Here is a 25,921-nt window from a genome sequence, read left to right as displayed (position 1 = left end):
CCATGAACCTCAAAAAGTTGCTTACCCATTCCATTGCCAGATGGCTGATTGGCAGAGAGCCTGACGCCGCCCCATGCCCTGCCGGAGCGCAGGTGGAGAGGGTGCTGGTGGTCGGTTATGACGCCATCGGCGACTTCATTCTTACCCTGCCCGCCATTGCCCGGCTCAGGGAGATGTACCCCGCCGCGCGCCTCGAGCTGGTGTGCAGCCAGCGCAACCAGCTGCTGGCGGCGTCGGTCGTCGGGATCGACGAATGTCACGTGATCACCCTCAACGACACCCTGTTGCCGGTGAGCATGTGGTGCAAGCTGCGTGAACTCAGGCAGCGGCGATATGACCTGGTGATCAATCTGTTTGACGAGCCTGACGATATCGCCATGGCCAAGTTGCTGTTGCTGGCCAACGGGCGCTTGCAGTCGTTGCCCCTGCGCTTCAAGAGCGAAGGGCAGCAGAAGTTGCTGCCGCTGTTCAACAAGAAGGCCACCATAGTGTCGTCACGTCCCAGCCGGGATCACTTCGTCTATCGCATGCTCAGCGTGACCGGCGAGCAGACCGGGGTGCCGGTCTGCATACCGTCCCCCTGCAATGAGCAGCTGGATACCCGTGCGTATGGCCGTTATCTGCTGGTCAACCTGACGGGGAGCCAGGTCGGCAACTCGATGACGGAGGCGCAGATTGACGGCATCCTGGCGCAGTTGCCTGCCTATGAGGGGATCTCCTACCTGGTCTTCTCCAGGCAGCCCGTGGTCTGTTCACGGCAAGACATGAGAGCGCTGTTTCCCGACACCATTCTCGATGCCGCCAAGATTATCAAGGATGCGCGAGGGGTCATCTCCACCGATACCTCCATCATCCATATCTCCTCTTCCTTCGGGGTGCCCACCCTGGTGTTGATGAACAACGAGCGCTGGCGCGATGCCTTCATTCCGCTGGCGGGTCGCAATATCATCCTGCGCTCGACCACGGATCAGCTGGCGGCCCTGTCGCCGGCCGAGATCAGTCGTCAGGTCGATGCCCTGATGGCGCTCTAGCCGCGTCAGGCTGGTATTATCGTTCTCCCAATTCAACGGCCCTTCTGGTGGATTCATGTCATTAATCAACGATCTGCAACTCCAGCGTGACATTCTTCGCCGCAAGCTGGGGCAGCTGCTGTTCGATCGCAAGCGGCCGGCTCCGCTGCACGAGCGCAAGGGGAAGATAGTGTTGCTGCGCTGGGATGCCAAACTGGGCGATGCCATCGTCTCGTCCTGGGTGGCCCGCGAGATCAAGCGCGCCAGCCCGGAGCGGGAGGTGTGGATCGTCACGACCGCGGCCATGGCGCCCCTGTTTCGCGATCATTTCGGCATGGACAAGGTGATAGAGGTGCCCAAGCGGCCGGGCTATGGCCAGCTCAAGCGGCTGGCCCATTCGCTGGGGGAAGTGGAGTGCCTGGTGCATTTTGGCAAGATGCTGAAAATGAAGGATATCTTCTTCATCAGTCAGGTCAGGGCGGATTGGGTCGCCGGCATGGACGATGCCCTGCAGGCGGTCAACCTCAAGCTGGGCAAGGCCTCCAGCGGCATGCACTTCTCCGACAAGTTTGCCCTGCTGCTGCAGCGGCTCGGCGTGAGCAATCCGGATCAGCAGTACATAGTCCCGACCATGAGCCCGCCCGATGCGCTGGCCGGCTGGTGGCCGGCCGCGCCGGTCCTCTGTTTCAACCCGTACGGCAGTGGCAGCTCCCGCCGTCTGCGGCCCGAGCTTATCAGCCAGATGATTGAGCAGATGCTGGCGGCCGGCTCTTGCGCCATCTGCCTGCTCTATCCGCCGGGCATGGAAGAAGAAGTGGCCGGGATCCGGGCCGGCCTGAGTCAACCGGAGCGCCTGCTGTTGTCACCGGATGCACCCTCGCTGGCCGGGCTGTTTGCCCAGCTGCGCCAGTGTCAGGGGTTGATCTCGGTGGACACGGCGACGGTGCACATCGCCGCCGGGTTGCACAAGCCCATTCTTGGCCTCTACAACCCGGACATAGGTGGCGGCAACGAGAACTTCCTCGAGTGGCACCCCAACTCCCCGTCAGCCACAGTGCTGTTCTCGACCAATACCAGGGAGCAGGATATCAACTCCCTCGATCTGGCCGAATTCGAGCGTACTTTCAGGGCGTGGCTGCTTGCCAATCAGGCAGCGCTGTCAGCCGTGCAATCACCAGCTCGGGAGTGATGGTGCGCAGCAGGGCTTCGTCGATGAAGTCCTTCTCCGCGTTCTGCGGCAGCTGGAAGCCGGGCCCCTTGGCATCGAACACATCGATGGCCTGATAGCGGGGGTGGTTGACCGGGTTGGCGATGATCTTGTCGCCACCGGGGGCCACTATGGTCAGCAGGGGCAGGTCGATGGCCTGCGCCATGTGGCGGGGGCCGGTGTCATTGCCGACAAACAGCCGGCAGTGGGCGAACAGCCCCACCAATTCTCGTACCGAGCGGGTCTTGATGTGGTCGAAGACGCTGGCTTGCAGGGTGGCGGGCAGCAGCGGTTTCAGGCCGCGGTTGTACTCCTCTTCTCCCGGCCCGCAGTAAATCAGGATCTGGGCATTGCGCTGCTCGATCAGCCACTGGGCGACCTTGGCGAAACAGTCGATGGGCCAGCGCTTGTAGTGTCCTAGCGAGTTGACGCCCATGGCGATCAGCGGGCGGTTCAGGTCGACGCCAGCGGTCAGCAGGGCATCCCTTCCTTGTTGTTTCTCTTCTTCACTCAGCCAGAGGTAGTAGTTGCGATCCTCGCGGGCCAGCTTGAGCGGCTTGAGCAGCGAGAAGCGGTCGTCGACCAGGGTGCTGTTGCCCTGAAACTCGGTGTCCTTGCGAAAACGGACGATGCGGTTGTGGCCGAGCCGCCAGGGGAAGGAGTCAAACCCGATGCGCAGGCGGGCACCGGAGAAGAGGCAGCTGAGCAGGCCGATCATCTGGCCCTGGCTGTTGACCACCACATCGTAGCGTTCGCGGCGAATGGCCAGCAGCAGATCCTTCATGTAGCGCCACTCGTTGCGCCTGGCCTTCTCGATGATGATGAGCCGATCGATATTGGGATTGCCCTGCGCCATACCCGCGCAATAATCCATGACCAGATAGTGAACCTCGCCGCTTGGGTCATTCTGCTTGAGGTTGTTGCACAGCGCGGTGGAGATCAGTACATCCCCTATCTGTTTGGTTTGAACTACTAGGTATTTCATAAGGCAGGCCTCAACAGAGGTCATGGTTGATCGTGAGCGTGACAGCATACCGCACAAGTGAGTCAGATGCTGTCGGTGCGGCGTGAAAATCCGATCTGGCGCAAGCCGGCCGGGCCGGCATCCGAGGCACATAAAAGAAAAGCCATTTTGACAATGGCTTTTCTGCTGCTTAGAAGGTGAGCGAGGTGGAGAGCTGGAAGGTGCGTGGCGCCCCCAGGCCGCCGGAGAGGCCGCTGCCGTCGCCGCCGGACCAGGAGCCGATCCAGTAGTCGCGACCGGTGAGGTTTTGCACCGCGGCCCGCACTGTCAGGGCGTGATCGGCGATCCGCATGGTGTAGCGGGCACCCAGATCGAAGGTGGTGTAGGAGGGCAGCGAGAGGCGGTTGTCATCGGTGACGAAGCGCTCGCCGATGAACTGGGTGTTGCCGGTCAGGGTCAGCCCCGGCACGGCGGCCAGATCGTACTCGGCGCCGAGCTTGGCCATCCACTTGGGCACCCCGGTGGCCTGGTGGCCGACGTTGCTCTCGTTGAGCGCCTTGGTCAGCTCAGCCTGGGTGTAAGAGGCCCCGCCCAGCAGGCGCAGCTCGGGGGTGAGTTCACCGAACAGATCCCACTCGATGCCGCGGTTGCGCTGCTCCCCGTAGACCCCGTAGACGTTGGAGCTGGGGTCTGTGTAGGCGCTCGGCTTGGCGATCTGGAACAGGCTCAGGGTATGGGCGAAGTGGCCCAGATCCAGCTTGGCACCGACCTCATACTGCTTGGTTTGATAGGGCTTCATGATCTCGCCGGCATTGCTGGCGGTGTTCGGCGCCGCCCCCCCCTGGCTCAACCCCTCGATGTAGTTGGTGTAGACGGCGAAATCGTCGCGCAGCTTGATCAGCAGGGTGGTGGCGGGCGAGACCCGGCTCTCCTCGTAGCGGGCGGTCTGGTCGCCGCTGCCGTTGAAGTTGCTGCTCTCGACCGTCTGGCGGCGGGCCCCCAGGGTCCACTGCAGGTCGCCATCGAGGAAGGAGAGGGTATCGACCAGCGCCACGCTCGCCAGGGTCGCCTCGCTGCGCGAGGTGACGGCACCGTACCCGGCGAGATCCGGCGCGGGCCCGAAGTCCAGCTGGTCGTAGTTGGTCATGGCGTGGTTGAAGAACATCTTGTCCCGGAAGGTCTGCTCCGAGGTGTAGCGGGTGGCGGCCAGCGACCAGGCGTGATCGACCGGGCCGGTGCCGAAGGTGCCGCGCAGACCCGCCTCGCCGGAGCGCTGGGTGCCGTCCCGCTCGGAGCGGGCCGCCATGGCATTGATGTCGCCGGCGTCGTTGAGCAGGGTGTTGCGGGTGATGAGGGCGCTGTAGCCGCCGTCACGCTGGCCCCAGGCGATGAAGGCGGTGAGGTTGTCGGTCAGATCATACTCGGCGCGCAGCACGGCGGCCTTGGTGTCGTTGATGGTGTAGGCCCAGGCCGGCGCCAGGGAGTAGTCACCACGCTTGGGCTCGGGCAGCTGGGTCACCTGGCTGGCGACCGAGAAGATGCCGAAGTAGTTCACCCCGTCCACCCGCTCGTGCTGCCGGTAGAGATCGGCCGAGGCGCGGGCCCGTTCGCCACGCCAGTCCAGCCCGACCGAGGTGAGCTCCATTTTGTGCTGCTGGTCGTTGACCGCGGTGTCCCCGTCCCGATAGACGCCGTTGAAGCGTACCCCCCACTGCTGCTCGTCGCCGAAACGGCGACCCAGGTCCAGGTGCACGCCGCCGAGGCCGTCCGATTCATAGCTGGCGGTGACCTTGGCCAGGGGGGTCTTGCCGGCGCGCTTGGGCACTATGTTGATGTTGCCGCCCACGCTGCCATCCGGCGGCATGCCGTTGAGCAGTACCGATGGCCCCTTGAGCACGTCGACCCGCGAGGCCATCTCGGTGGAGCTGCGCATGTTCGGCGCCATGCCGATGAGGCCGTTGAAGGTGATGTCGTTGGCGTTGGTGTTGAAGCCGCGGATGTAGAAGGTCTCGAACAGGCTGCGCTTGCTCGGCACATAGACCGAGGGGTTGGTGGCACCGGCCACGGCGCCTATGTCCTGGGCCTGGCGATCCTCGATGTACTCCTCGGTGTAGCTCACCGTGTTGAACGGCGTCTCCAGGAAGGGTTTGTTGCCGAGCAGGCCGACCCGGTTGTCGGCGGCGACCTGGCCGCCGGCGTAGGCCTTGCGACCCTCCACCACCACGACTTCGTCGGGACGGGGGGCGGCTTCTTCACGGGGAGCCGGGGCGGCCCAGGCGCTACCCAGTTGCAGGCCGGCCAGGATGGCCAGCGTCAGGCGGGAGAGTCCGTGGCGCGGCACGGCAAGGGAGGATGAGTGCAATGTCTGCATGCAGGATTCCTTTCAGGGTGAGGAGTGCGTTTTTGTCTCCTTATGCTTTCCGGATGACACTCTCAAACCCTCAAATAAAAATAACTCTCATTTGCGTATTGGTGCCCGGCGTGGGCCGGGCACGGGGGATCAGCTGCGATAGGCGGTCATCACCTCGTCGGCGATGCGGTTCAGGCAGGTGAAGCTGGCGGTGCAGAGGTACCAGGTTTCGGGGTCGACGAAGCGTACCTTGCCGTTGCGCCACGCCTTGGTCTGGCGCAGCAGCGGGTTGTCCAGGGTGCTGGCGTCGATGGCCGTGCGTCGCTCCATCACGGCGGTGCGGTCGATGACGAACAGGATGTCCGGGTCAGCCTGCTGGATGAACTCGTTGGAGATGGGTTGGCCGTGCATGCCGGTGTCCCGCTCCAATCCGGCCGGCTTGACCCCCAGGGTGTCGAACAGGAAGCCGTAGCGGGATTGGGTGCCAAAGGCGGTGAAGGCGCCGTTGTTGTGCAGCACGATCAGCGCTTTTTCCGGACGATCCCGCGTCAGCGCCTGCACCTCGGCGATCTTGGCGTCCATCTGCTGCACCTTCTCTTTGGCCAGCGCCTCCTGGCCAAGCAGGGTGCCGAGGGTGAGCAGGTGGGCCTTGGCGGCCTCCAGGATGTGGCCGTCGCGGTTGGTCATGTCGATGTCGTAGTGCAGGGTCGGGGCTATCTGGCTCAGCGCCTCGTAGCTTTGGGCCTGCAGGGGGGAGATGAGGATGAGATCCGGCTTGAGCTTGTGCAGCCGCTCCAGGTTGGGCTGGATGGTGGTGCCAACGTCCATCACGGCCGGGTCGTCCCGGTAACGCTGCAGGAAGTGCGCCACGTAATCCTTGGCGATGCCGGCCACCGGGGCCTGCAGCTGATCCAGGGTATCGAGTTCGCTCATGTCGAAGGCCACTACCCGCTTGGGCGGGGTGACGACCCGGGTGGTGCCGAGCTGGTGGGTCACGGTGACCACGGTGCCGTCGGCCCCGGTGGCGGCCTGCTCCCTGGGGGCGTCGCAGCCGGTGAGCCCTGCGATGGCGGCCAGCAGCACGGCGGTGAGCGTATTGATCCTCATAACAATTCTCCAGACGGGGTTGGGTTGAAGTAGTTGCACAGCAGGCCGCGCTGGCTCGGCAGTATGTCGAAGCGCAGGTCGTAGAGCGCCTCCAGGTTGGCCGGGGTGACCATCTCGGCGACCGGGCCGCTGCCCGCAAGCACGCCTCCCTTCATGGCGACGATGTGGTCGGAATAGTTGGCGGCGAAGTTGATGTCGTGCACCACCAGGATCAGGGTGCGCCCCTGCTCGTCGCTGAGGCGGCGGATCGCCTGCATCAGCTGCACCGCGTGCTTCATGTCGAGGTTGTTGAGGGGCTCGTCGAGCAGCAGGCAGTCGGTCTGCTGGGCGACGGTCATGGCGAGGTAGGCCAGCTGCCGCTGTCCGCCGCTCAGCTCGTCGAGGTAGGCCCGGCGCAAGGGGGCGAGGGAGAGAAAGTCGATGGCCTCGTCGACCGCGATGCGGTCTTCCCGGGTCAGGTTGCCCTGGCTGTAGGGGAAGCGGCCGAAGGCGACCAGCTCGTCGACCGTCAGTCGCAGCCCCACGTCCGGCGACTGGCGCAGGGTGGCGACCCGCTTGGCGTAGTCACGGGCGGTGAAGCGGTGGAGGTCGGTGCCCCCCAGGCGTATCCGCCCCTGGCTGATGGGCAGCAGGCGGGCCATGGCCATCAGCAGGGTGCTCTTGCCGGCGCCGTTGGGGCCGATCAGCGAGGTGACCCGACCGGCCGGGAAGTCGACTGTGATGTCGCGCAGGACGGCGCGATCGCCGTAGCGCTGGTGAACCTGTTCGAGGGAGATCATGGCGATCCTCTGGTTTTGACCATCAGGGCGAGGAAGTAGGTGCCGCACACCAGGTTGATGAGGATGCTGACCGTGGTGCGGTAGTTGAAGATCTGCTCCACCAGGAACTGGGCCAGGATGAAGAGCGCGATGGCGATGGCGCAGCCGAGCGGCAGGGTGACCCGGTGGCGGAAGGTGCGCGCCAGGGCATAGCTGATGTTGGCCACGAACACCCCCATGAAGGCGGTGGGGCCGACCAGGCTGGTGGAGACGGCCACCAGCACGGCGATGAGCGCCAGGTGCAGGCGTACCGCCCGCCGGTAATCCACCCCGAGCGAGCTGGCCTGCTCGCGCCCGAGCGCCAGCACGTCGAGCTCGGCCTGGCGGCGGGCGATGACGAGACAGACCAGGGCGACTAGGCCGCCCCCCATCAGCAGCTCCAGCGGCTGGGCCCGGTTGAACGAGGCATAGCCGAACCCCTGCAGGATGGCGAACTCCCCCGGACTGGTCTTGAGCTGGACAAACTGGGTCAGGGTGCCAAACACCATGGTCAGCACCAGCCCCGTCAGCAGCAGCTGGAACAGATCGGTCTGCCCGGGCCGGAACAGCCAGCGGTGGATGATGGCCGAGTACCCCAGCATCAGCAGCAGCGACAGTACGCCGTTCTCCTCGCGCTCGAGCAGCAGCAGGCTCTGGTTGCCGAGCAGCAGCACCAGCAGGGCTTGCAGCAGCAGATAGACCGCCTCGTACCCCATGATGGCGGGGGTCAGGATTCGGTTGCCCGCCAGGGTCTGGAAGCTGATGGCCGAGACCGCGATGCAGACGCCGGCGACTGTGATGGCGGCCAGGCGCAGCAGCCGCTGGGGGATGATGTAGCCGGTGTCGAGATCCGACCCGAACAGCACAAAGGTCGCGGCGAGCAGGGCCAGCAGCCCCCAGATCCCGTAACGCATAAGAGTCTCTCTCATCGGCGCTGCCAGAGGATTAGCAGCAGGAACAGCACGCCGCCGAGGCTGCCGGCGGTGAGTCCGATGGGCACCTCGAAGGGGTGGATCAGCAGCCGGCTCAGCAGGTCGCACGCCAGCAGCAGCAGGGCACCGTAGAGAGCCACCAGCGGCAGGGTCTTTCTCAGGTGCTGGCCGTGGCGTAGCACCACCAGATTGGGGATCACCAGCCCGACGAAGGGGATGGCGCCGACCGTGATGACGGTGGCGGCCACGGTGACTGCCACCAGCAGCAGGCCGAGGGTGGCGGTGGCCGAGTACCCGAGCCCCAGGCTGGCGGCGGCCTCCTCCCCCATGCCGAGCACGGTGAAGCGGTGGGCGTAGAGATAGGTCAGCAGGGTGATGGGCAGGATGAGGTAGATGATCTCGTAGTTGCCCTCGACCACCTTGGAAAAATCCCCCAGCATCCAGCCCTGGATGCTCTGCAGTATGTTGTGCTGGTAGGCGTAGAACTCGGCGAGGGCGCTCAGCACGCTGCCATACATGAGGCCGATCACCGGGATCAGCACGGTATTCTTGAAGCGGATACGGCGCACGATGACGATGAACAGCAGGCTGGCGGCAAAGCAGAAGGCGAGCGCCACCAGCATGCGGCCGGTGGTGCCGGTGGCGGGCAGCTGGGTCAGGGCGATCAGGATGCCGAGCTTGGCGGCGTCGAGCCCGCCGGAGGTGGCGGGCTCGACAAAGCGGTTCTGCACTATCTGCTGCAGGATGACGCCGGCCACCGCCAGCCCGGCGCCGGTCAACAGCACCGCCGCCAGCCGCGGCAGGCGACTGGCGGTGAGGGTGAGCAGGCCATCCCCGGCGAAGAGCTCCGCCAGCGGGAGGGGGCGCGCCCCGATCAGCAGGGAGCACGCGGCCAGCACCAGCAGGGTCGCCGGCAGCAGGAGCGCCCTCACGCGTCCTCTCCGGTCAGGCGCCACCCCTTGGCGCTGGCGCGCTGCGCCAGGAAGTGGGCGTAGCGCCCCGGCTGGCGACTGAGCACGGCGTGGGGGCCCTGCTCGCACACCATGCCATCGTCGAGCACCACTATCTGATCGGCCATGGCCACGGTCGAGAGCTGGTGGGCGATGACGATCAGGGTGCGTTTGCCCCGCAGCCGGGCCAGCGTCTCTGTGATGGCGGCCTGGTTCTCCGCATCCAGCGCGGCGGTGGCCTCGTCCACCAGCAGGATGGGGGCGTCCTTGAGCAGGGCGCGGGCGATGGCGATCCGCTGGCGCTCGCCCCCCGAGAGGCGCGCACCACCCTCGCCAACCTGGGTGTCGAGCCCGAGCGGCAGGCGCTCGACTATCTCGCTCACCCCGGCCTGATGGGCGGCGTGCAGCAGCTCGGCATCGCTGGCCTCGGGCTTGCCGATGCGGATGTTGTCGGCAATGGTGCCCTGGAACAGATAGGCATCCTGGAAGATCTGGCTGATGTGACTGGCCAAGGTCTCACCGCTCATGGCGCGCACGTCCACCCCTCCCACCAGCATGGCCCCCTCGTCGACGTCGAAGAAGCGGGCGATGAGCCGCAGTACTGTGCTCTTGCCCGAGCCCGAGGCACCGACCAGCGCGGTCATGCTGCCGGGCGCCACCGCCAGATCCACCCCCTTGAGCACCCGCGGGTGGGCCGGGTCATAGCCAAAGTGCACCCCGCGCAGTTCCACTGAGCCATCCAGCGGGGTGGCAGGAGTGGCCGGCTGCGGCTGGGCCGGGTAGTCGAACATGGTTTGCAGGGCCGCCAGCTGGGCACGGGCGCCGCGCAGCACGTCGCTGTAGCCGGCCACGTCGAGCAGGGGATCGATGAAGCGGTTGATGAGCACCAGGGTCACCAGGGCGGCGATCAGGTTCTCCCTGTCGGCACCGCCCAGGTGTTGGGCGGCCACCAGCAACAGGGTGGCAAAGCAGGCCTGCACTGCCCAGACGTTGAGCCCGGAGGCCAGCGCGGTGAGCCGGATCAACTGCCTGCCGGAGGCTTGCTGCTGGGCGATGGCCTGCTCGAGGAAGCGGGTGCCCCCCTGCTCGCCGTTGAAGGCGCGCAGTACCGACTGGGCCTGGGCAAACTCCACCATGCGCTGGCTGGTATCGGCGGCATGCTGGTGGAAGGTCTGGTCGGCGTGCTGGTTGAGGCGGGTGGTGAGCAGGAAGACCGCCACCAGCAGCGGCAGGGCGACCAGGGCGATGAGGCCGAGCTGCACATCGAGGGCAAACAGGGCCACCAGCACCACCAGCGGGGTGATCACCCCGCCGAGCAGGGGGGTGAAGACGTGGGCCGGCAGCTGGGCCAGCTCCATCATGCCTTGCGAGGCCAGGTGGTTGAGGCGGGCTGTGTTGGCCGGGGTGAACCAGCCGATCGGCAGGCTGCCCACGTGCTCGCCCAGGGCGTGGCGGCCGGTGCGCAGCACCGCTATCCCCACGGCGATGCCGGCCTTTTCCACCCGGCGGCGCAGGTTCCAGCAGAGCAGCACGCCGATCAGCTGCACCAGCAGCCAGCCGGTGGCGGCGTCGGTCTCGGCGCGCAGCAGGTGTGTGAGCACCGGGATGAGGCAGACCAGGGTCAGGCCGCAGAGCAGGCCGTAGAGCAGGGCCAGCAGGCCGTAGCGGCGCAGCAGGACGGCGTCGTCGCCGAGCAGGCGCAGGAAGGTGTTCAGCATGTGGGGACGGCCTCCTGATGAGGGATATGGGTCTGGGTGGGAGTGTCGTATCCCCCCTGTTCCCATAGGCGGGCATAGCGGCCGCGGCGGGCCAGCAGTTCGTGGTGGCGCCCCTGTTCGCACAGGACGCCGTTGTCGAGCACCAGGATCCGGTCGGCGTGCATCACGGTGTCGAGCCGATGGGCGATGACGACCAGGGTGCGGCCGTGGGCGAAGGTGGAGAGCGCCTGTTGCAGCTTCACCTCGTTGTCGGCGTCGGCGGCGGCGGTGGCCTCGTCGAGCACCAGCACCGGCGGGTCGAGCAGCAGGGCGCGGGCGATGCTGACCCGTTGCAGCTCGCCGCCGGAGAGGTTGGCGTCCTCACCGACCACGGCGTCGTAGCCCCGCGGCAGGGCCAGGATGCGGTCGTGGATGTTGGCGCGGCGCGCGGCGGCCTCGACCTTCTGGCGGCTGGCGCCGGGGCGGCCGAGGGCGATGTTGTCGTGCAGGCTGGCGTGCACCAAGCGTACCTCTTGCAGCACGAAGCCGATGTGGCGATAGAGCTCGCGGCTCTCGAGATCGCGCAGGTCCACCCCGCCCAGGGTAATGCGCCCCTCGCTCGGGTCGAAGAAACGCAGCAGCAGCCTGGCCAGAGTCGATTTGCCGGCCCCGGAGGCGCCGACGATGGCGGTGACCGTGCCCGGCGTCAGGGTGACGGTCAGCTCGCTGAGCACCGGGGTCTGGTCGTCGTAGCGGTAGCTCACCTGCTCGAGGCGCAGGGTGTTGTCGGCCGGCTGCAAACCGGTGCCGGCGGCGGGCTCCGTCAATACCGGGGTGGCGAGCAGGGCGTGGAGCCGTTCGGCGGCCGCGGTGGCGCTGCCGAGATCGTGCTTGAGGTAGCTCAGCAGCATCAGGGGGGCGCACAGCCCCGGCGCCACCAGCACAAAGGGCAGCACCTCGGCCGGTGTCATGGCACCCGCTCGCACCATCACCACGGCGCCGGCCAGCACCACCCCCAAGACCGAGGCGGGGGCCATGATGGCGTTGGCGTTGGCCATGGCCGCGACCAGCGGACGGGTGAAATCGGTGAAGGCGCGGGCAAAGTCATCGATGGCGTTGCGGTAGCTGGTGTGCAGCCGGCCCTGCACGCCGAAGGCCTTGACCACGGGGATGCCGCTCACGAACTCCACCACGGCGTTGTTGATGCGGGCCATGCCGGCGCCGAACTGCTGCATGTTGGCGGCGCTGGCGCGGTGGGCGCGGGCGGAGAACAGGAAGAAGAGCGGGAAGGGGGAGAGGGCGATGAGGGCCATCCGCCAGTCCATGGCGAAGAGGTAGATCAGGGAGATGAGCACGGCGCCGCTGCAGCGGCCCAGGGTGGTGTAGAAGTGGGCCGTCAGGCTGTGCAGGGTGCCGATGTCGTCCTGCATCGCCTGTTTGACCTCCCCCGAGGCGCGGGCGGTGAACCAGCCGAGGGGCACCCGGGCCAGCCGCCGGGTCAGGGCCAGGCGCAGCTGGCCGGTGATGCGGTTGTCGGCCAGGTGGGCCACCAGATCGCCGGCGCTGAGCAGGATCATGCCGCCGAACAGGCAGGCCAGGCTGATCCCGAGCACTGTGGTGATCGCGTCGCCTGGCACGGCGGCCTCGTCCAGCATCAGGCCCGCCAGGTGGGCGATCCCGGCCAGCGGGACCAGGGTCAGCATGGCGCCGATGGCCGCCAGCAGGGCGGCGGCGATCAGGTGGCCGCGAATGGGGGCCAGCACGCGGCTGATGGGCCCGCCAGTATTGGCCTCGGGGCACTGCACATCGTCTGCCTTCATGGCTATTTCTCCACGGTGAAGTGATGGTGGCCGCGACGAGCGACCGGATCTCTGTGGTTTTCCGTACGGGGGACAACAAACCTCAAATGAATCTTTTCATTTCCCCCATCCGGGTCAGATGCCGCCGCCAGGCCGGCTGCGATGGCAGCTTTGCACGCCCTGGGCGATATATTTCTCGACCGATGAAACGGACACCTGCAGCTGGCTGGCGATGTCCTGATAACCGAGGCCGCCGAGGCGGGAGAGCAGCAGGGCCTGGCGGATCTTGGGGGACTGGCGTTGCAGGGCCGATGCGACGGCTCCCAGCGCTTCGCGCTGCATGGCGCGCAGCTCTTCCGAGGGGGCCTGAGCGTCGGGCTGGTAGCTCTGCTGCTCGAGGTAGCGGGCCTCCAGCGCACGCCGGCGGTAGAGATCGATCACCTTGCCCTTGGCGATCTGCATCAGATGGCGACGGCACTCGGCCGCTGTGGGGATGTGTCCCTTGCGCAGCAGCTGAAGGTAAATGTCGTGCGCCAGATCCGCGGCGTCGCAGCTGTTGCCCAACCTGCGTCTTAGCAGCGAGCAGAGCCATCCGTGATGTTCCTGATACAGACGATGCAACTGCGCCTGGAAGGAGCCTGTGCCCATTTCCACGATTTCTCTCCTGAACCTCGTGTTATTTTTATTTGAGAATGAAAATCATTATGGTAATCATTTGCACGGTATCGTGTTCATCGATATATCGCAATGCCTTTCCCGCCAATTAGGGGGGAGGGGCATGCGTCCGTGGTTATTTCAAATAAAACAGACGTAATTCACAGGGTTATATTTCCACAGAGAAGGAGATGGCTTTTGCTGCAATTCCATAATGAGGGGCTGCTTGAGCTGCCTGTCAGTGCCCATGAAGAGAGCTGCTGGTTGTTACAACAACAGCAGCCCGAGCAGATAATTAAACAGGCGATGTGTTGGCCGCTCCCTGACGATATTGATATTTCGCTGTTGATACTGAGTGTTGAGTTATTAATAAAAGAGCAGCCGGAACTCAATGCCCGTTATTTTTTCAGTGCCGATGGCGATCTATTTAAATATCAGATAAATGGCTGGTATCCCTGTCTGGAATTTCATCGTCTGGCGGCTGACGAGGTGGATGAGCTGGTACGGAGAGTGCAGCAGCTCCCCTGGGACAGTGCCCGCCAACCACCTTTCAAGGCATTGATTATCAACGCAGAAAATAGTGTGACACTGGCGCTGGTGCTGCATCCTGTGCTTGCGGAACAGGGTTCGCCACAGACCCTGATGGCTGCGCTGAAGGAGCACTACGATCGGTTGGCTACCGGCCAGGCCGGGCAAACGCCGCTGCTGCTATCATCCCCGGCATGCATTGCCACACCAGCCTCTTGTGCCCCTGCTCATGATGTCGGCAAGAATATTTCACGGATTATTCTTGAGGAATTTCGTCGTGCCTTGTCATCGCCCGATATGGGGCCGGATGATGACTTTTTTGATAATGGTGGTCACTCCCTGCTGGCGACCAGAATTATTGGGAAATTACTGAGCGAGCACGGTATCGAGTGCCGCTTCAACGACTTTTTCGAATCGCCGACGGCGGCTGCCCTGGCACGCAAGGCCGTGATATCAGAGCAGGCTTCATTGCAGGAAGCCGTCCCGGCAAATAACAGGGAACCGGCTCCGCTCGCCCTGGCGCAGGCCTCTCTGTGGCGGGCTTATGAAGCCCACGACTTTGGCACCATTTTTAATCTTCCGTTTGCCCTCGACTTTATTGACGAGGTGGACGAGTCCCTGTTTGCTCGCGCCTTTACCGATATTATCGAGCGCCACGCCAGTTTGCGGACCCTGTTCATGACGCAGGATGGCGAGGTGCGGCAACGCATTCTCCCGGCCGATCAGCTGGCCGGCTATCGCTGGTTCTGGGGCAGTGCCGAGTCGCAGGGGATGACCCTGGCCGACGCAGCGGCCCATCGCTTCGACCTGACCCGGGAGCTGCCGCTGCGGATCCGTTTCCTGCGCAATCCGGCCACGGGGCGTCAGCAGCTCTCCTTGCTGGTGCATCACATGGTGGTGGACGAGTGGTCCATCAACCTGATGATGGGGGAGCTGGCCCAGGCTTATCTGGCTCGCGCCGCCGGGACTGCCCCCCACTGGGATGCACCGGCGCCGGCGTTTCACGATTTTGCCCGCCGGCAGGCGGCGGATGGCATCAACGAGACGCACCTGGCCTACTGGACCCGTCTGCTGCACGGCGCCGTGCCGGCTTCCCGCCGTCCTCCCTTGCCGGTGATGCCCCTGCAGGGGGAAACCTGGGCCGCCCGCTGGCACGAGTGGCAGCCGGCCGGGGGCACGCTGGCCCGGCTCTATGAGCTGGCCCGTGGCCACGATGCCTCCCTCTTTACCCTGATGTACACGGCCATCGCCCTCTCCTTGCACCAGCTGGGTCAGGCCGAGGAGATCCTGATCGGCACCTCGACCTCGGGGCGCACCGATCCCACCTTCTTCGACTCGGTGGGCTATTTCACCACCATGGTGGCGCATCGGGTGTCGTTTGCCGCGACCACCCGGTTTGGCGATCTGCTGCGTCAGGTGACCCGCACCATCAACGACTCACTCTGCTACGCGGATGTGCCGCTCGAACAGATCCAGCAGGGATTGGGCATGACGCCGGCCGACGGCTTGCTGTTCGACGTCTACATCCAGATCCACGCCAGCAACGCCCTCAACGGCCGTCTGCCGACCCCGGCGGGCGAGGGGCTGCGCTACCGCCAGATCGATGCGGACAAGACCGAAACCATGTTCGGCCTGCAGTTCGAAATCATGGAAGACGTGCTGGACGATGAGCGGCGGCTGCGGCTGGTCATCACCTACCGGGACGGTCGCTACAGCCCGGCCCAGATACAGACTCTCTGTGCCCTGCTTGACCGGTTGCTCGAACAGCTGGTGCGGGAGGGTACCGCCAGCCCGCTCGCGGCCCTGGCCCCACAGGTGTGATGGCGTGAGCCCCCGCAAGGGGGCTCACTGTTTGACTCAGTCGGTCGGCAGACCGTAGTGCTGGAAGGTGGTGCGGGCGGGCAGGTGGTAGTGGGCGCGCCCCAGCAGCTGATTGAGGATGCGGGCATTGCGGTTGGGCCCGAGCCCCAGATCCGGCGAGCCTACCCCCTGCTGGAAGATGTCGGCGTTGTGGATGAAGACCCGGCCAGTGCCCCGATCGGCGCGGCGGGCGGTGAAGTCCTCCTGCACTATGCAGTCCCCCTGTTCATCAACGGCCAGCACCTCACCCTTCAATTGTTCGAACCAGGCGGGCCAGGCGTGGGCATAGCCGGTGGCGGCCACCACGGCATCGGCCTCGAGGGTACAACGCTGATCGAGCTGGGTGTGGTGGCAGGTCAGATGCAGGGTGCCGTCGCTCAGGACTTCGGCCGCCTCCAGATTGCAGCTGGAGAAGAGGGTCAGCCCGGGTGTCTGGCCGCCGATGGATCGCTCGTAGAGCAGGTCGAACAGGGCGCCTATGGTCGCGAAGCTGATCCCCTTGTAGAGCATCCCCTGCCCGGCCACGATGGCGCGCCGTTTCTCCCGCGGGATGCGCTGGAAATAGTCCATGTAGCCGGGGGTGAAGCACTCCTGCCCCAGCTTGGAGTACTCCATGGGGTGGAAGCCGGGGGCCCGGGTGATCCACTGGATGGCCGCCCCGGCGGCCACCCGCTCCGGCGTGAGCGTCTGGAACAGGGCCAGCACGCACTCGGCCGCACTCTGCCCCGAGCCGACCACTGTCACCCGGCGGCAGGCGGCCAGGCGCTCCCTGGCGTGCAGGAAGTCGGCGGAGTGCAGCAGATTGGGATGATCGATCCCCTGCGCCCAGGCTGGCAGGGCCGGGCGGGTGCCGATGCCGATGGCCAGATCACTGCTCTGATAGTGGCGGGCCCGGCCGTCGGCGTCGCGGCTCTCGAGGCAGAAGCGCTCCTTGCTCGCATCGTAATACACCGCCACCACCTCTTCGCCAAAGCGGCAGCTGGGGAGCTGCTCGGCGGCCCAGCGGCAGTAGTGGTTATACTCGCGGCGCGGGATCTGGAAGTGGTCGTAGTAGTAGAAGGGGTAGAGCCGGTCGTGCCGGTGCAGATAGTTGAGGTAGCTCAGCGGATGGGTCGGGTCGGCCAGGGTGACCAGGTCGGCCAGGAAGGGCACCTGCAGCGTGGTGCCCGGCAGCAGGAGCCCCTGGTGCCAGCTGAAGGCCGGTTTGCGGTCCAGAAACACCCCGCTCAGCTCGGGATGCCGGTCCAGCAGGGCGGCCAGCCCCAGGTTGAAGGGGCCGATGCCGACCCCGGCGATATCCACGTGTGTGGTCTCCATAAACACTCCCAAAGAAAAGGTGATGCGCCCCGGCCATGCCGGGGCGCAGGGTCAGGCGTGCACGCTGGCCAGCAGTCCCTCGACGTCGGCCGCCGTGCGGCAGGCCAGCAGCTGGCCCGGTGACAGCTCCACGGCGAAGCGTTCGCGCAGCCGGGCCGAAATGGTCTTCAGGTGCTGGGGCCGCAACCCCAGCGCGGTAAAGGGCTGCCGGCTGTCGGCGCTGCCCGGTGCCGCGCCCAGCACCTCCAGATAGATGTCGAGTACCCCGTGACGGGGGGCGGGTTGCGCCAGCAGGGTGCGAGCGGCGGGCTTGTCCGGCTTGCCGTTGGCGGTGAGGGGCAACTGCTCGACAGCCAGGGCGCGGGTCGGCACATGGGAGGCCGGCAACTGCGCCCGGGCAAACTCGCGCAGGGCGGCAGGGTCCAGCCGGTGGCCGGTGGCGCAGACGTAGAGCAGCCCGATCCCCAGCTCTCCCTGTTGCTCGTCGCCGTACTCCACCACCAGCACCTGGGCGAGGGCCGGATGGGTGATGAGGGCACTCTCGACGTCGGGCAGCGAGACACGCACCCCGCGCACCTTGATGTAACCGTTGACCCGGCTGTCGAACAGCAGGGTGCCGTCGCGGCGGTAGCGGCCCCGGTCGCCGGTGCGAAACGCACGCACCGGTTGGCCTTTGTCATCGGTGAGGGTGACGAAGTCGGTCTGGACGAGCTGCCCCTGTTCGAGGTAGCCGAGGGCCAGGTTGACGCCGCTGGTATGGATACGGCCCGCCACTCCGAGCGGGCAGTGCTCACCGCGCTCGTCCAGCAGCCAGTAGGCATTGCCCGGCAGTGGTGTGCCGTAGGGAATGCGCTGCCGATCGTCGGCGCTTATCTCGTGCCAGATGCTCCAGATGGTGGTTTCGGTCGGCCCGCCGAGGGAGAAGAGACGGGCGGCAGGCAGGCCGGTGCGCAGGCGCTCTATGATGCCCGGCTTGATGTAATCCCCCCCCTGGGCGATGAGCCGCAGACTCTGCAGCGTGTCGACCGGGTGGCAGGCGAGCAGCATCTCCAGCATGGCCGGCACCGAACACCAGAGGGTGACGCCGTGGTGCGCGATGAGTCGGCCCCAGTGCACCGCATCCTTGTCGGCGCCTGGCTCCGGCAGCACCAGGGTGGCGCCGGCGGTCAGGCAGCCAAACACGTCGAAGACCGACATGTCGTGGTGCAGCGGGGTGACGGAGAGAAACTTGTCCTGCTCTGTAATGCCCCAACGCTGCAGAGTGCTGCCGATCACGTTGGCGGTGGCCTGGTTGCTCAGCACCACGCACTTGGGGCGCCCCGTGGTGCCTGAGGTATAGAGGTAGTAGGCCGGCGTGGTGTGGGCACTGCGCCCCGCCCAAGGCGTGCCGAGGGGGGCGTCGGAGCCGGCCAGCAGGGTGGCCGGGGTCAGCGTGGGGTGGCCGGTCTCTGCGCCTGGCTCTGCCACCACCAGGTCGGGGCAGCAGTTGTCCAGCAGATAGCGGCGGCGCTCGGCTGGCGAGGCGGCATCGACGGGCACCCAGATGATGCCGCTGAGGGCGCAGGCCAGGGTCACCATGGTGTGTTCTGGGCTGCGCGGCAGGCAGATGGCGACGACCTGCCCGTCCTCGATGCCGGCCTCGCTCAGGGCATGCATCACGCGCCCCACGCCGTGACCAAGCTCCCGGTAGCTGAGCCGCCGTTCCCCCTGGATCAGGGCCACCGCCTCGTGCTGCGAATGGAACAGGCGATCGGCGATGCGCTGCAGGAAGTCGGTGTGGCAGGCGGCGTCCGGCAGGCTGTTGTGACGGGCATGGGTGGGGGTGACCAGATCCGGGAGGTGAAATGCCTTTCCCTCTGCCAGCCGGGCCACGGCACGCGCCATGGCCGCGAGCAGATCGCTCACCAGCGCGGCCTCCAGGGCCTCGCGGGCGTAGTCGATGTCGAGCACCAGGGTACCGTCGGCCTGCTGGCTGATGCGAATGTCCATGGCGACCTGGGGTGTCTGGGTCAGGCCCCCTTGCCACTGCATGGGGCTCTCTGGCGCGGCCACCGGCCAGGCCAGTCCGTTGGTGATGACCACGGGCAGGGCAGGCCCGCCGCCATGGGTCTCCACCAGCTGGCGGGCGATATCGACCCCGGAGAACGCGAGCCGATCCAGCCCCTCCATGACGTCCTGCTGCAGAATGTGGGCCCGCTCCAGCAGGGTGCCCTCCGCGGGCTGCCAGGTGAGGGCGATAAAGCTGGAACGGTTGGTCAGCGGCCCGCCGGGTGGCGGGGCCACCGGCACGGCCACGCAGAGGTCCCCCTCGTCGCGCCAGCGGGATAGCACCTCCAGGATGACGGCCATCAGGGTGGTGTTCTTGAACAGGTGCTGGCGGGCACCCAGCTTGTAGAGCGCGGCCGCCTGCCCGGCAGGTATGCGTTGCCGCTGGCGTGCGTAACGGGCACGGCGCAGAGATTCGAGTGGCTGGGTCCAGGGCAGGCGCGGTGGCCCCTCCAGCCTGGCCAGCTTGCGCCGCCAGTAGTCCCCGGCTTGCTCCCGCTGCGCCGCCGTGGGCTCGTGAGCGGGCGGGGAGGGCAGCGCGGGGGCCACAATCCCTTCGAACAGCTCGCGCATCAGGGTGGCGATGGCGTGTCCATCCAGGATCAGGGCATCGATGCGCACGAAGGCGACCAGCTCGTCTCCCGGCAGGTGCAGCAGGGTCAGATCCCAGGGGGACTGCGTCAGGTCGAACAGGGCATGGCTGTATGCCTCCCGGTGGCGAGCGAGCCTGGGCTCCACCTCCTCTTCGGTCAGCTGACGCAGGTCCTGTTCGTGCAGATTGAGGCGCGCCTCGTCATCGACGATCTGTACCAGGCGGTCGGCATCGATGCGGGTACGCAGCGCATCGTGGCGCTGCACCATCTCCCGCAGGCGGGAACGCAGCAGCGCCGGCTCCATCTTGCCGCGGTACTCCCGGTACTCCTGCATGGCGACCCCTCCGAGTGGAAACTGGGTAGTGCGCCCGAGCAGGTAGGCCTGCTGGAGTGGCGTCAGGGGCGTTTCGCGGCGGCGATGCAGTGGCGTGTCGAGCAGGGCGGGATCCCGCGCCAGCTGGCGCAACTGTGCCACCAGATCGTCGAAGAGGGCGGTGATCCAGGGGCGCGGCAGGGCATCGAGGCGGACGTCCCAGTTGATGAGCAGTTCACCGCGCAGGCGTACCAGCTGGGCATCCAACGCCACCTGGGGGCCCTGGGAGATGACCCAGTTCATGGCGCCGAAGACCCTGTGCACCCGTTCGTCAAACAGCGAGCCCCCTTCCAGATCCAGGGCGGCGGTGAAGACGATGGGGGCCAGCTGGGCCGAGCCGTGGTGGCGGGAGAGGTCGCGCATCACCGCCACGCCGGAATAGGCGCCGTGGCCGAGGCGCTGGTGCCATTGGGCCGCCAGTTGCCGGCACAGCGCATCCAGCGTGCCGGCCTGGTCAAGGTCCACGTCCACCAGGGTGAGGTTGGCGAACTCGCCGACGATCCGCTGCTCGTTGCCGAGCACGGGCTCGCGCCAGAAGAAGGGGACATTGAGGCGAAAACGCCTGTCGCCGGTGGCCTTGCCCAGGGCGTGGGCAAAGAGGCCCAGCATCAGGCTGGAGAGGGTCAGGCGCCGCTGCCGTGCCAGGGTGGTAAGGGCTTGGCAGGTAGCGGCATCCAGGGTGGTGCTGAGGCGCTCGCTGGCGGGGGGCGCCTGCTGCGGAACGGTCGGCAGGGTAGGCGCCGGCGCCAACGTTGGCAGCTGTTGTCGCCACCACTGCCGATCCTGTTCCCGGCGCGCGCGCAGGCGCGTCTGCACAGCCTCGTGCCAGGCAAAAAACGAAGGGGCTGGCGGTGGCGTCCACTCCGGTTCTTCGTACCACCGGGCCAGGTCGGCGAGCAGGATCCGCACGCTGGAGGGATCGACGGCCATCATGTCGGTGTCGATGTGCAGCCGCTGGCGCTGCTCTGCCAGCCGGGTGACGGAGAAGCGGGCCGCCTGACCCCGGCTCAGATCGAGTTGCTGGTGGGTCCACTCCTGCCGCTTGCGGGCCAGGGCATCGGCCAGTGGCTGGCCGCTCAGGGAGCGGAAATCATCTATCTCCAGCATGGCCGGGGCAGGCTCTCCCAACGTTTGGGCGCCGTCCCGGGTGACGGTCAGGCACAGCATGGGGTGCGCCTGATAGAGACGTTCCAGCGCACCGTGCAGGCGCGCCAGATCGAGGGCCGGGCCGTCAAACTCGGCGTAGAGGTGGGCACTGACGCCCCCCAGATGGGCATGTGCGCTGCGTCCCATCCAGCAAGCCGCCTGCATCGCGGTCAGTTCTTTCATCTCATTCATGGCGTTGACAACTTGTCGTGTTTCGTTGTTTATATATTTAAAGATGATAATGATTTTCATTTCAATGTTAATTTAATCCGTCAACCCATATGGTTATATCGATGATTCGCTTAATTAAATTGGCATCGGTCGTGGCCAGAGATGACTCTGGACGGTATTTCAGGCCGGTATGACGGACCCTCTTTTTTGGCAGCCGTCGATTCAGTTTTCAGCAATTGGGTGGGGGCGTTGATTAAACAATCACGACTAGAAATAACCATGACAGACAGTGAGGAAATAACATGAGCAGACCAACATTCATGACCCGTGAGTGGTTGAATGAACGAGTACAGAGCTTGGTGGAGGAGGGGGAGCTGGATCCGGAGGAGAGTCTGGTGCTGTATGGGCTGGACTCCCTCAGCATCATGCGCTTTACCGCAGAGCTGAAGGCACAGGGGGTCGATGTCGGCTTTGACGAGCTGGCGCGCAGGCCCACCCTGTCAGCCTGGTGGGCGCTCCTGAGCGGCTCCCAGGCGGCCTGACTGGCTGTATATAGTTAATTAATTTCACGCATTGCTCTTATCATTCAGCAAGGGCGGCGCCAAGTCATGGCGCTCGCCACGGACACCATCATGACGCTGTCAGCAGAAGATCAGCACAGGCTAGAGCAGTTTTGGCAGTTCTGCCTTACCCATCAATATTTCAATGTCGGTTATCCGGAGGCTGCCGACTTTGATTATTCCAAGCTGCACAAGTTTTTACAGTTTTCTATCAATAACTGTGGCGACTGGGGCGTACCTGGAAATTATTTGCTCAATACCTTCGAATTTGAGCGAGAGGTCATGCACTATTTCTCATCGCTATTTTCAATCCCGCCAGAGCAGAGCTGGGGTTATGTGACCAATGGCGGCACCGAAGGCAATATGTTTGGCTGTTATCTTGCCAGAGAGTTGTTTCCTGAAGGCACCCTCTATTATTCACAAGAGACACACTATTCGGTTGCCAAAATAATCAGGTTGCTACGGATCAAGGCCAAGGAAATTCCCACACTGCCCAGCGGGGAAATTGACTGCGATAAATTGGCAGAGCAGATAGTGAATGATGGCGAGCGTCATCCCATCATATTTGCCAATATCGGTACCACTATGAAGGGGGCGGTCGACGACATCGGCGCCATTCAACGGCGGCTGTCGGCCATCGGCATCCCCCGTCAGGACTACTACCTGCACGCGGATGCGGCCCTGAGCGGCATGATTCTGCCGTTTGTGGACGATGCGCCGGCCTTTTCATTTGCCGACGGCATCGATTCCATCAGTGTCTCGGGCCACAAGATGATGGGGTCGCCGATCCCGTGCGGCATCGTGCTGGCCAGGCGGCGTTTTGTGGATCGCATCGCCGTGGAGGTGGACTACATCTCGGCCAGCGATCAGACCATCAGCGGATCGCGCAACGGCTTCACGCCCCTGTTGATGTGGGCCGCCATCAAGGGACGGACGCTGGCCCAGTGGCGTGAGCGGACCGGGCGCTGCCTGGCCATGGCCCAGCAGCTGGTGGAGCGGCTGAATCAGCAGGGGGTGCCCGCCTGGCGGCATCCGCACTCCATTACCGTGGTCTTCCCGCGCCCCTCGGAACGCACCTGGAAGCGCCATTGCCTGGCGACCTCGGGCGAGCACTCCCACCTGATCACCCTGCCTCATCATCACAGCCTTCATCAGCTGGATGCGGTGATCCGCGACATAGTGCGGGATCTCGGCCCGGCGGCCGCATGCAGTGACAGCCTACCCGTTGCGCTCGCCTGTACCGCTTAAAAAAGAAAAAGCCATTGTTTCCAATGGCTTTTTCACGCTATCGAACCGATGTCATTCGATGTTCTGAATTTGTTCGCGCATTTGCTCGATGAGCACTTTCAACTCGACGGCGGACTGGGTCACCTCGGCGTTGATCGACTTGGAACCGAGGGTGTTCGACTCGCGGTTGAACTCCTGCATCATGAAGTCGAGGCGACGGCCACAGGCGCCACCCTTCTTCATGATCTTGTTGGTTTCGCTGATGTGCATCTCCAGCCGATCCAGCTCTTCCGCCACGTCGATCTTCTGGGCCAGCAGCACGATCTCCTGCTCGATGCGGGCCGGATCCAGCTCCACCTTGGCTTCGGCCAGCCGGTCGGTGAGCTTCTGGCGCTGCCACTCGATGATCTGCGGCAGGTGCACGCGCACCTTCTTCACTTCTACCTGAATGCCGGCCAGACGCTGCTCGATCAGGGCCTTGAGGTTGGCCCCTTCGCTGGCGCGGGAGGCGAGGAAATCTTCCATGGTCAGGTCAAATCCACCGAGCAGCTCGGTGGCGACCGCATCCATGTCCTGCTCGGCGGCAGCCATGACGCCCGGCCAGCGCAGCACGTCGACCGGGTTAAGCTGGCCCTGGCCCGCCTCTTTCATCACCCAGTTGGCGCTGTCGATGATGAGCTTGGCCAGCTCTTCATTGATGTGCAGCTGGCTGGCAGCGGCTTGCGCGGCCTCGAAACGCAGGTTGCACTCCACCTTGCCGCGCTGCAGCTTGGCGCGGAAGCGCTCACGCAGAACCGGCTCCAGGCTGCGCAGTTGTTCCGGCAGGCGAATGTAGGTCTCCAGATAGCGCTGGTTGACCGAACGAATTTCCCAAACGGCTGTGCCCCAGTCGCCCTTGAGTTCCTTGCGGGCGTAGGCGGTCATGCTGTGAATCATTGATTGTTCCGGGCTTGATGAAGTGTGCGGCCAGTATACTCAGCCAGACCTGCTCCGTCAGCCGACAGCGTGGTTTTAGCGGCTGATATTTGGGCTGGGATCACTTATACTCCTGCGCCAATTCAGCCAGCCCAGAGGTCCGTCCCATGTCACGTCCCAGCGATCGCACTGCCGCGCAGCTTCGTCCGGTCACCATTACCCGCCACTTCACCAAGCATGCTGAAGGGTCCGTGCTGGTGGAATTCGGCAACACCCGCGTGCTCTGCACCGCCAGCGTCGACACCAGCGTGCCGCGCTTCCTGAAAGGGAAGAATCAGGGCTGGGTGACCGCCGAGTACGGTATGCTGCCGCGCTCCACCCACTCCCGGATGAACCGCGAAGCGGCCTCCGGCAAGCAGAGCGGCCGCACCCTGGAGATCTCCCGCCTGATCGCCCGCTCCCTGCGCGCCGCGGTAGACCTGACCGCGCTGGGTGAGCACTCCATCACAGTTGACTGCGACGTGCTGCAGGCCGACGGTGGCACCCGTACCGCCGCCATCACAGGTGCCTGTGTGGCGCTGGTGGATGCGCTGAACTGGATGGTCGAGAAGGGCATGATCAAGCAGAGCCCGCTCAAGCAGATGATTGCCGCCGTCTCCGTCGGCATGTTCGAAGGGGAAGCCATCTGTGATCTGGAGTACATCGAAGACTCCGCCGCCGAGACCGACATGAACGTGGTGATGACCGAAGATGGTCGCATCATCGAGGTGCAGGGCACCGCGGAGGCCGAGCCCTTCACCCACGACGAGCTGCTGGAGATGCTGGCGCTCGCCAAGGGCGGCATCGCCGACATCATTGCGCTGCAGAAGCAGTCACTTGCATGATTTTAAAAACGCGGCATTGTCCGCGTTTTTTTATACCCCACGAAAGTAAACGACAAGCCAAGCAAGGAGCCAGAATGAAAGCCTACCAGCGTCAATTTATCGAGTTCGCCCTGGAGAAACAGGTCCTCAAATTCGGTGAATTTACCCTGAAATCCGGTCGTAAAAGCCCCTACTTCTTCAACGCCGGTCTGTTCAACAGCGGCCGCGATCTGGCCCGTCTCGGCCGCTTCTATGCCGCCGCCCTGATGGATGCCGGCATCGAGTTTGATGTGCTGTTTGGCCCGGCCTACAAGGGGATCCCCATCGCCTCCGCCACCGCGGTGCAGCTGGTGGAGCAGCACGACGTGGACGTGCCCTGGTGCTTCAACCGCAAGGAAGCCAAGGATCACGGTGAAGGCGGCAATCTGGTGGGCTGCCCGCTCAAGGGGCGCATCATGCTGGTGGATGACGTCATCACCGCCGGCACCGCCATCCGCGAATCCATGGATCTGATCCAGGCCAACGGCGCCTCCCTGGCCGGTGTGCTGATCGCGCTGGACCGTCAGGAGAAGGGCAAGGGCGAGCTCTCCGCCATTCAGGAGGTGGAGCGTGACTACGGCGCCCACATCATCGCCATCATCCAGATGAGCGACCTGATCGCTTATCTGGAAGAGAAGCAGGCCGAGCAGCCGGAGCTGGCTACGCAACTGGCTGCCATGAAGGCGTACCGCGCCCAGTACGGCATCTGAGCCGATCACACCGCGTAATAGTTGAATGCGGCGTCCGTTTGCTCTCTGGCAGCAAACGGGCGCCGTTTTTTCATCTGCAAAAAGTGAGTCAGGTGGCTTGAGCTTA

19 protein-coding genes are annotated in these 25,921 nt (G+C 64.9%); 7 read left to right on the top strand and 12 right to left on the bottom strand.

Translation table 11 applies throughout. From position 1 onward, the window contains the following. The first annotated feature begins 2 nt into the window (after positions 1–2). Both ACB031_RS18650 and ACB031_RS18645 read left to right on the top strand, forming a co-directional pair. A complete protein-coding gene (locus ACB031_RS18650) occupies positions 3–1,031 on the top strand; it encodes a glycosyltransferase family 9 protein (RefSeq protein ID WP_216988864.1) in 1,029 nt (342 codons plus the stop codon). Positions 1,032–1,086: 55 nt separating this feature from the next. Next, positions 1,087–2,199 (top strand): glycosyltransferase family 9 protein, encoded by a 1,113-nt coding sequence (locus tag ACB031_RS18645; RefSeq protein WP_216988865.1) that lies wholly within the window; start codon positions 1,087–1,089, stop codon positions 2,197–2,199. On the opposite strand, the gene ACB031_RS18640 is transcribed toward ACB031_RS18645, so the two are convergent. From ACB031_RS18640 to ACB031_RS18600, 9 genes are all read right to left on the bottom strand, one after another. Further along, entirely contained in the window at positions 2,135–3,202 is a 1,068-nt protein-coding gene (locus tag ACB031_RS18640; protein WP_371140051.1) for a glycosyltransferase family 9 protein, read from the bottom strand. The two genes, ACB031_RS18645 and ACB031_RS18640, sit on opposite strands and share 65 nt — an antisense overlap. A 169-nt stretch (positions 3,203–3,371) precedes the next feature. Further along, on the bottom strand, positions 3,372–5,552 hold the full coding sequence (locus ACB031_RS18635; RefSeq protein WP_371140050.1) for a TonB-dependent receptor: 2,181 nt from the start codon (positions 5,550–5,552) through the stop codon (positions 3,372–3,374). Between the two features lie 129 nt (positions 5,553–5,681). Then, positions 5,682–6,638: a siderophore ABC transporter substrate-binding protein gene (locus tag ACB031_RS18630; protein WP_371140049.1), complete on the bottom strand. Its 957-nt coding sequence runs from the start codon at positions 6,636–6,638 to the stop codon at positions 5,682–5,684. Then, positions 6,635–7,417, bottom strand: a complete 783-nt coding sequence (locus ACB031_RS18625; protein WP_042050011.1) for an ABC transporter ATP-binding protein — start codon at positions 7,415–7,417, stop codon at positions 6,635–6,637. The genes ACB031_RS18630 and ACB031_RS18625 overlap by 4 nt, the downstream gene beginning before the upstream one ends. Next, positions 7,414–8,349 (bottom strand): iron chelate uptake ABC transporter family permease subunit, encoded by a 936-nt coding sequence (locus ACB031_RS18620; protein WP_371140048.1) that lies wholly within the window; start codon positions 8,347–8,349, stop codon positions 7,414–7,416. The genes ACB031_RS18625 and ACB031_RS18620 overlap by 4 nt, the downstream gene beginning before the upstream one ends. An 11-nt stretch (positions 8,350–8,360) precedes the next feature. Further along, positions 8,361–9,299 (bottom strand): ABC transporter permease, encoded by a 939-nt coding sequence (locus ACB031_RS18615; RefSeq protein WP_042005554.1) that lies wholly within the window; start codon positions 9,297–9,299, stop codon positions 8,361–8,363. Further along, positions 9,296–11,035 carry an ABC transporter ATP-binding protein gene (locus ACB031_RS18610; protein WP_371140047.1) on the bottom strand — a complete coding sequence of 580 codons (1,740 nt, stop codon included), beginning with the start codon at positions 11,033–11,035 and terminating at the stop codon, positions 9,296–9,298. The genes ACB031_RS18615 and ACB031_RS18610 overlap by 4 nt, the downstream gene beginning before the upstream one ends. Next, the gene (locus ACB031_RS18605) at positions 11,029–12,834 is read right to left on the bottom strand and encodes an ABC transporter ATP-binding protein (RefSeq protein ID WP_371140046.1); all 1,806 of its coding nucleotides are present in this window, start codon (positions 12,832–12,834) and stop codon (positions 11,029–11,031) included. The genes ACB031_RS18610 and ACB031_RS18605 overlap by 7 nt, the downstream gene beginning before the upstream one ends. A gap of 114 nt (positions 12,835–12,948) precedes the next feature. Further along, on the bottom strand, positions 12,949–13,461 hold the full coding sequence (locus tag ACB031_RS18600) for a sigma-70 family RNA polymerase sigma factor (RefSeq protein ID WP_019840901.1): 513 nt from the start codon (positions 13,459–13,461) through the stop codon (positions 12,949–12,951). Positions 13,462–13,665: 204 nt separating this feature from the next. On the opposite strand from ACB031_RS18600, the gene ACB031_RS18595 reads away from it, so the two are divergent. After that, positions 13,666–15,816: a condensation domain-containing protein gene (locus tag ACB031_RS18595; RefSeq protein ID WP_371140045.1), complete on the top strand. Its 2,151-nt coding sequence runs from the start codon at positions 13,666–13,668 to the stop codon at positions 15,814–15,816. A 36-nt stretch (positions 15,817–15,852) separates the two neighbouring features. Here ACB031_RS18595 and basC read toward each other — a convergent pair whose 3' ends face one another. Together basC and ACB031_RS18585 are read right to left on the bottom strand one after the other, a co-directional pair. Then, positions 15,853–17,157 carry a putative histamine N-monooxygenase gene (gene basC, locus ACB031_RS18590; protein ID WP_371140056.1) on the bottom strand — a complete coding sequence of 435 codons (1,305 nt, stop codon included), beginning with the start codon at positions 17,155–17,157 and terminating at the stop codon, positions 15,853–15,855. Positions 17,158–17,223: 66 nt separating this feature from the next. After that, a complete protein-coding gene (locus tag ACB031_RS18585; protein ID WP_371140044.1) occupies positions 17,224–21,513 on the bottom strand; it encodes an amino acid adenylation domain-containing protein in 4,290 nt (1,429 codons plus the stop codon). 290 nt (positions 21,514–21,803) lie between these two features. Here ACB031_RS18585 and ACB031_RS18580 point away from each other — a divergent pair, with 290 nt between their 5' ends. Beyond that, positions 21,804–22,043, top strand: a complete 240-nt coding sequence (locus ACB031_RS18580; RefSeq protein ID WP_005306882.1) for a phosphopantetheine-binding protein — start codon at positions 21,804–21,806, stop codon at positions 22,041–22,043. A 66-nt stretch (positions 22,044–22,109) separates the two neighbouring features. After that, a complete protein-coding gene (locus ACB031_RS18575) occupies positions 22,110–23,309 on the top strand; it encodes a histidine decarboxylase (RefSeq protein ID WP_371140043.1) in 1,200 nt (399 codons plus the stop codon). Between the two features lie 51 nt (positions 23,310–23,360). Here ACB031_RS18575 and ACB031_RS18570 read toward each other — a convergent pair whose 3' ends face one another. Then, the gene (locus tag ACB031_RS18570; protein WP_011707879.1) at positions 23,361–24,224 is read right to left on the bottom strand and encodes a YicC/YloC family endoribonuclease; all 864 of its coding nucleotides are present in this window, start codon (positions 24,222–24,224) and stop codon (positions 23,361–23,363) included. A gap of 146 nt (positions 24,225–24,370) precedes the next feature. Between ACB031_RS18570 and rph the strand changes: the two genes are divergently transcribed. Further along, positions 24,371–25,087 (top strand): ribonuclease PH, encoded by a 717-nt coding sequence (gene rph, locus ACB031_RS18565; RefSeq protein WP_026141316.1) that lies wholly within the window; start codon positions 24,371–24,373, stop codon positions 25,085–25,087. A 74-nt stretch (positions 25,088–25,161) separates the two neighbouring features. Further along, positions 25,162–25,815 carry an orotate phosphoribosyltransferase gene (gene pyrE, locus ACB031_RS18560; protein ID WP_005306870.1) on the top strand — a complete coding sequence of 218 codons (654 nt, stop codon included), beginning with the start codon at positions 25,162–25,164 and terminating at the stop codon, positions 25,813–25,815. Positions 25,816–25,921 lie beyond the last annotated feature (106 nt).

The sequence above is a fragment of the Aeromonas sp. S8(2024) genome (genome assembly GCF_041403085.1).
GTDB lineage: Bacteria > Pseudomonadota > Gammaproteobacteria > Enterobacterales > Aeromonadaceae > Aeromonas > Aeromonas dhakensis.
This window is presented reverse-complemented; position numbering and strand designations above follow the sequence as displayed.